The organism is Corynebacterium tuscaniense (genome assembly GCF_008693065.1).
GTDB classification, from domain to species: Bacteria; Actinomycetota; Actinomycetes; order Mycobacteriales; family Mycobacteriaceae; genus Corynebacterium; species Corynebacterium tuscaniense.
Map to the genome: position 1 here is coordinate 1 of NZ_VXKH01000083.1, position 5,764 is coordinate 5,764.

The window sequence follows — 5,764 nt, forward strand, 5'->3', positions numbered from 1 at the left end:
CGGCGGGTGCCTGCGACTTGCTCTGTGCTGGGGCCACGGGCGCACCCGCCGGCTGCGCGTTTGCTGAGCGGTTGTCCGCCAGCGGGGTTACGCCATTTCCAGCCGCGTTAGCCCCAGTAGCTGCCCTATTGGACGCACCACCGACCTCCCAGGTGTACACCGCCTCGTTGGACTGCGCGCCACCAACGGTGGCCTTTACTTTCATGGTGTACACGCCGGGCTGAGTAAACAGCCAGCTCGCATGCACGTGAGATGGCTCCGCTTGGTGGATCACACTGCCCGGTTGAATGGTCAGTTCACCACCGGACAGAACCGGCCCAACGCCACCGAAACCCTTCTGCTGGAACAACCAGACGTCACCGGGACCAGCAATATCCGTGACGGTGATGTCCACGGCCCCGAAGCCGCCCTGCCTCACATCGTTGGTGTCCCAACCCGGCCACAACCGATCACTCTCCTGTGTTTGGGGCAGGTAGTAGCCACCGGTGCCGATCTCCGGAACCTGGGCCGTGTCATCCGTGTATGTGTGCTCCCCCACCGAAAGCAGAACACTCGCCGGGTCACGCACAACGTGCTGGCCGGTGACATCCTCACGTAGTGCCAGCTTCAGCTGATTGCCCTCCGCCGCGACATAGAAAACATCCACGTGGCCACGATCCAGCAGCACATCAGCAGCCTTTGCTGGGCCGGCACCAACAGCCGTGGCCAGCAATGCGCAGACGAGAACCACGAATGCTTTCAGGTGTGACACTGGGAGACCTCTTTTCACTTTCCCTAAAATAACTTCGCGTCACACTACTGCAAATGGGAACCGTTTTCATAATGGTCGGATTAGTCACCCACATTTGGCGGTAATCGTTTTCAATAAGTGATTGTTCCCCTCCCCTGCTGTAGCCCCGCTACCCTCTGCTCGCGGGAATCGTGCACCCCAAGCACCGAAAGCGAAAACCCCGCCGGTGCACTCCCTCACGGGAAGCACTGGCGGGGTTCGATCAGAAAGGTCAAACCAACCGAAGCGATTTACGCCTCGGTGTAGTCCTTCTGCACGGACGGGTCAACCGGAACACCCGGGCCCTGGGTTGCGGACACGGTGACTTTCTTCAGGTAGATGCCCTTAGCGGAAGACGGCTTGAGGCGAAGGACCTCATCCAACAGAGCGCCGTAGTTCTCAGCGAGCTGCTCCGGGGTGAAGGATGCCTTACCGATGATGGCGTGCAGGTTGGATGCCTTGTCCACACGGAAGGCAATCTTGCCGCCCTTAGACTCGGTAACAGCCTTAGCCACATCCGGGGTGACAGTGCCGGTCTTCGGGTTCGGCATCAAACCACGCGGGCCGAGGACGCGGGCAACGCGGCCGACCTTAGCCATCTGATCCGGGGTAGCAATGGCAACGTCGAAGTCGATGTTGCCGGCGTTGATCTGCTCGATCAGCTCGTCAGAACCGACGATGTCAGCACCAGCTTCCTGGGCCTTCGTAGCGTTCTCGCCCTCAGCGAAGACAGCGACGCGGACGGTCTTACCAGTGCCATTCGGCAGGTTGACGGTGCCGCGGACCAGCTGGTCGGCCTTGCGCGGGTCGACGGAGAGACGCATTGCTACGTCGATGGTTGCGTCGTACTTCTCCGACGCGGTCTCCTTAGCGAGCTTCACTGCCTCGAGCGGGGAGTACAGGTTCGTACGATCCACCTTTGCCAGCTGCGCGGTGTAGTTCTTGGAGTGCTTCTTGGCCATGTTGATTCCTTAAAGGTTGTAGGGAATGTGGTGCGGGCCTGACCCGGCCCTGCCACGGGGCGAGGCGCTCACGCACCTCACCGGAACAAAAGAATGGGAAAGAAAGAAGGATTTACTTCTTCACTTCGATGCCCATGGAACGAGCGGTACCAGCGATGATTGCTGCGCCTGCCTCGATATCACGAGCGTTGAGGTCTGCCTTCTTGGTCTCCGCGATCTCCTTGCACTGATCCCAGGTCACAGAACCGACCTTGTTAGTGTGCGGGACGCCGGAACCCTTCTGGACACCAGCAGCCTTGAGCAGCAGCTTGGATGCCGGCGGGGACTTCAGGATGAAGTCGAAGGAGCGGTCTTCGTAGACTGTGATCTCCACCGGGACGATGTTGCCACGCATGGACTCGGTTGCAGCGTTATACGCCTTGGTGAACTCAACGATGTTCACGCCGTGCGCACCCAGAGCCGGACCAACCGGCGGAGCCGGGTTAGCCATACCAGCTTCAATCTGCAGCTTGATCAGGCCAGTGACCTTCTTCTTAGCCATCGAATTACCTCATTTCCTTGGTACAGGACGCAGCCACGATGTTTAGCATGCGTCCTTCCGGATTCCGGGGCTACCCAGCAACCGGGGATGAACGTTTTCACGTACCCACCTGCGGTAGGCACGATCGTTAAGTGTATGTCACGGAGACCTGCGCCCCCAAATCATGTGGGGCTTGCCAACAGGCAGGCCCCACATGCGTCGATAAGCGAAACGCTACATGATGCGCTCGATCTGGTCGGCGGTGAGCTCCACTGGGGTCTCACGGCCGAAGATGGACACGAGTGCCTGGATCTTACCGGTCTCCGGATCAATCTCATTGATGGTTGCGGAAACACTGGCCAGTGCGCCGGAGAGAATCGTGACAGCCTCGCCGACCTGGAAGTCATGCGCGACCTTCGGTGTCTCCTCCTGCTCCGGCATCGCAATGACGGTCTCACCCTCAGGGCTGACCTTCACGTCTTCGCCCTCAACTGGTGCTTCCTTCGGCATGAGGAACTTAGCCACATCCCGGTGCTTGACCGGGGTGGCATTGCCCTCATTTCCCACGAAAGAAGTCACGCCCGGGGTACCGCGAACCACGGACCACGCAGCGTCGTTAATGTCCATGCGAACAAGCACATAACCCGGCAGAAGCTTACGCTTCACAATCTTGCGCTTACCGTCCTTGAGCTCCACCACCTGCTCAATCGGCACAACCACGTCGTAGATAGAATCCTCCACCTCGAGGGTCTGAATACGCATATCCAGGTTGGTCTTCACTTTGTTCTCATAGCCCGAGTAAGACTGGATGATGTACCACTGGCCCGGCAGCTTTTTCAGCTCACGGGTGTACTCACGCAGACGACGCTTATACTCAGCGTCCGAACTCTCCTCCGGCTCCCCACCCAACGCGGCCTCAGCCTTAGCGACGGCCCCATCCGCCTCCTGCGTCTCCGGATCGGTGGACTCCTCGACGGCACCACCTTCGCTGACCATGTCAGCTTCCTGCTCCTGAATATCTTCCTGGCTGTACTGATCGTCTGCCATGACCGCTCCTTATGCGTCGGGGCTGTGAGTTAGTGGAAGTTGTACAAAGATGTGACGCCCAGCCTACTGCGCTCATCCAAAAACTGATCCCGCCTTACCCTGCGAGCCAGGGAGGCGGGATGTTTTTCTAAAGCGAGATTATACCTATCGGACGAGGATTTGCTCAACTACCCAGGCTGCGCCCTTGTCTACGCCCCAGACCAGGGCCGTCATCACGATGAGGAAGCCAAACACAATGAGGGTGTAGTTCAGCATCTGCTGGCGCGTCGGCCAAACAACCTTGCGCATCTCCTGGACGACTTCACCCGGGAATGCGGCAGCACCCTTACCCGGAGCATCCTTATCTGCGACAACGGGTGCGGAGGCACGCTTTTCTTCATAAGAATCAGAGGTGACGGATGATGCACCACTCATCTGGCGTTTGCCAGTGGGTTTTGCGGCATGCCGGCCTGGCTGGTTTTCAGTCACAGCTCTCCTCGATTTAGGTCTATGTGGCAGGGGCGACAGGACTCGAACCTGCAACCTACGGTTTTGGAGACCGTTGCGCTACCAATTGCGCCACGCCCCTTTTGGTGTACTGCTAAACAGTACGCCAACCCTACCACGAACACTCATGCGCTCCTGGGAGGGCGAGCACATCCCCCGACCGAGACCGGGTAGATGAGTAGCGATGGCGAGAATTGAACTCGCGACACAGCGATTATGAGTCGCTTGCTCTACCACTGAGCTACACCGCCATGTTGATTGCTGTCACCAGCAAAAAACAGAGCCCCCTAACAGAATCGAACTGTTGACCTTCTCCTTACCATGGAGACGCTCTGCCGACTGAGCTAAGGGGGCTTAAGCCTCTTAAGCGTTAGCCGCTCGTTTGAAGCCTTGAAAAGATTAACCTGTCGGATACGCTCGGCACAAATCAGCTGGCTAACGCTAGTTTTTAAGCGCTTTTCATGCGCTTAAAAAGGCAGCTTGATACTCAAGTGACCCTTAGCTCGTGATCGTCCAGCCACCACGTAGAAACGGGGTTAAACGAGGGTTAAACGACGGGGAAAGCAAAAACACCGAGGGGTTGAACCTCTCGGTGTTTTGTGTTGGTGCCAGGTAGAAGATTCGAACTTCTGAAGGCTAATGCCGGCGGATTTACAGTCCGCTCCCTTTGGCCGCTCGGGCAACCTGGCGTGCCTGAACTACCTTACAGCAGCGCCCCAGAGAAAGTGCAAATCAGCTGGAATACAGGCATTTCTTGAGCTAGCCCACGCGGTCGACGGTGTAGCGGGCAATGTGGCGCATCGCTGCATTTGCCGGGATATTGGGGAGCTGATCCAGGCACTCATCTACGACGGCCAGGTAGTCCCGGACACAGTCGAGGGCACGTTCGCGGCCATCGGTTTGGCTGATGAGGGTGAGGGCGCGCGTGACATCAGCATCGCGGATAAGCGGGCCAGTAAGAAGCGCGCGGAGTTCTTCCCCGGCGGGGCCCTGATCTTGCATGGCGTAGAGCGCGGGCAGGGTGAACACGCCTTCACGCAGGTCCGTGCCCGGCGTCTTTCCGGACTGGTCGGTATCGGAGAAGATGTCGATGATGTCGTCGACGATCTGGAAGACCATGCCCACGGCCTCACCGAGCTTGGTCAGCGCGGCGATCGTCGGCTGATCCGCACCGGAATGAACGGCGCCGAGGTGGGCAGCAGACGCAATGAGTACACCCGTCTTCTCGCGGATGACGCTTAAGTAATGCTCAATCGGGTCGTTGTCACCAGCGCCGAGAGTTTCACGCATCTGACCGGTAACCAGCTGTCCGAAGGTTTCCGCAAAGTGGGCCACCGTGGCGGTATCGATCTCACTCATGATGCGCGAAGCCTCTGCCAGCAGGAAGTCACCAGAGAGGATGGCCACCGTGTTTGTCCACCGCGAGTTGGCTGACTCGACACCACGGCGTTTATCCGCTTCATCCATCACATCGTCGTGATACAGCGTGGCCAAGTGCACCATCTCTACGATGGTGGCGCCACGCACAACATTGTCGGATTGCGGGTGCGGTCCGAACTCGCTGGCCAGCATGGCCATCACCGGACGGAAACGTTTACCACCAGCCTTAGCTAGGTGCGTCACCTTGGCGGACAGGAAATCCTGCCCACTGTCGAGTCGCTGGAACATGAGCTGTTCCACTCGTGCCAACCCGTCAGCAACGCGAGCTGCCAGCGCCTCATCCCAAAGATCCAGCTGGTTGCTGGCTGAGGGGGGTGTAGGAGAGCCGTGAGTCATCTATCGTCCTTGCGGGTCTGCGGCGGGAATAGGAACCTCCTTTACCGTAGTCCACCCCACAACTAATTACGGCAATATGTACCGTGAGTACCGTGAATTCGTTTATAGGCCGCTATGACTGCGTGGTTGTCGGCGCTGGCCCCGCCGGTTCCGCCGCCGCGATCGCCGCGGTCCGGGCAGGTATGAGCACCGCTGTTGTGGACG

General features: G+C 58.6%; 6 protein-coding genes and 4 tRNA genes. All 10 read right to left on the reverse strand.

Annotation, left to right across the window (positions count from 1 at the left end; all coding sequences use genetic code 11):
• Window positions 1-751 (reverse strand): choice-of-anchor M domain-containing protein (locus tag F4V54_RS09975; RefSeq protein ID WP_150387034.1); only part of this gene is annotated, 751 nt, incomplete at its 3' end.
• Between the two features lie 269 nt (window positions 752-1,020).
• Window positions 1,021-1,731 carry a 50S ribosomal protein L1 gene (rplA, locus tag F4V54_RS09980; protein WP_150387035.1) on the reverse strand — a complete coding sequence of 237 codons (711 nt, stop codon included), beginning with the start codon at window positions 1,729-1,731 and terminating at the stop codon, window positions 1,021-1,023.
• Window positions 1,732-1,843: 112 nt separating this feature from the next.
• Window positions 1,844-2,272: a 50S ribosomal protein L11 gene (rplK, locus tag F4V54_RS09985; protein ID WP_034665521.1), complete on the reverse strand. Its 429-nt coding sequence runs from the start codon at window positions 2,270-2,272 to the stop codon at window positions 1,844-1,846.
• A gap of 213 nt (window positions 2,273-2,485) precedes the next feature.
• Window positions 2,486-3,298 carry a transcription termination/antitermination protein NusG gene (gene nusG / locus F4V54_RS09990; protein ID WP_150387036.1) on the reverse strand — a complete coding sequence of 271 codons (813 nt, stop codon included), beginning with the start codon at window positions 3,296-3,298 and terminating at the stop codon, window positions 2,486-2,488.
• Between the two features lie 144 nt (window positions 3,299-3,442).
• Window positions 3,443-3,766 carry a preprotein translocase subunit SecE gene (gene secE, locus F4V54_RS09995; protein WP_034665518.1) on the reverse strand — a complete coding sequence of 108 codons (324 nt, stop codon included), beginning with the start codon at window positions 3,764-3,766 and terminating at the stop codon, window positions 3,443-3,445.
• A gap of 24 nt (window positions 3,767-3,790) precedes the next feature.
• Window positions 3,791-3,866 (reverse strand) — tRNA-Trp (locus tag F4V54_RS10000).
• A gap of 97 nt (window positions 3,867-3,963) precedes the next feature.
• Window positions 3,964-4,035, reverse strand: a tRNA-Met gene (locus F4V54_RS10005).
• A 30-nt stretch (window positions 4,036-4,065) separates the two neighbouring features.
• Window positions 4,066-4,138 (reverse strand) — tRNA-Thr (locus tag F4V54_RS10010).
• Between the two features lie 249 nt (window positions 4,139-4,387).
• A tRNA-Tyr gene (locus F4V54_RS10015) sits at window positions 4,388-4,473 on the reverse strand.
• Between the two features lie 70 nt (window positions 4,474-4,543).
• Complete coding sequence (locus tag F4V54_RS10020) at window positions 4,544-5,560, reverse strand: polyprenyl synthetase family protein (protein ID WP_150387037.1); 1,017 nt, start codon at window positions 5,558-5,560, stop codon at window positions 4,544-4,546.
• Window positions 5,561-5,764 lie beyond the last annotated feature (204 nt).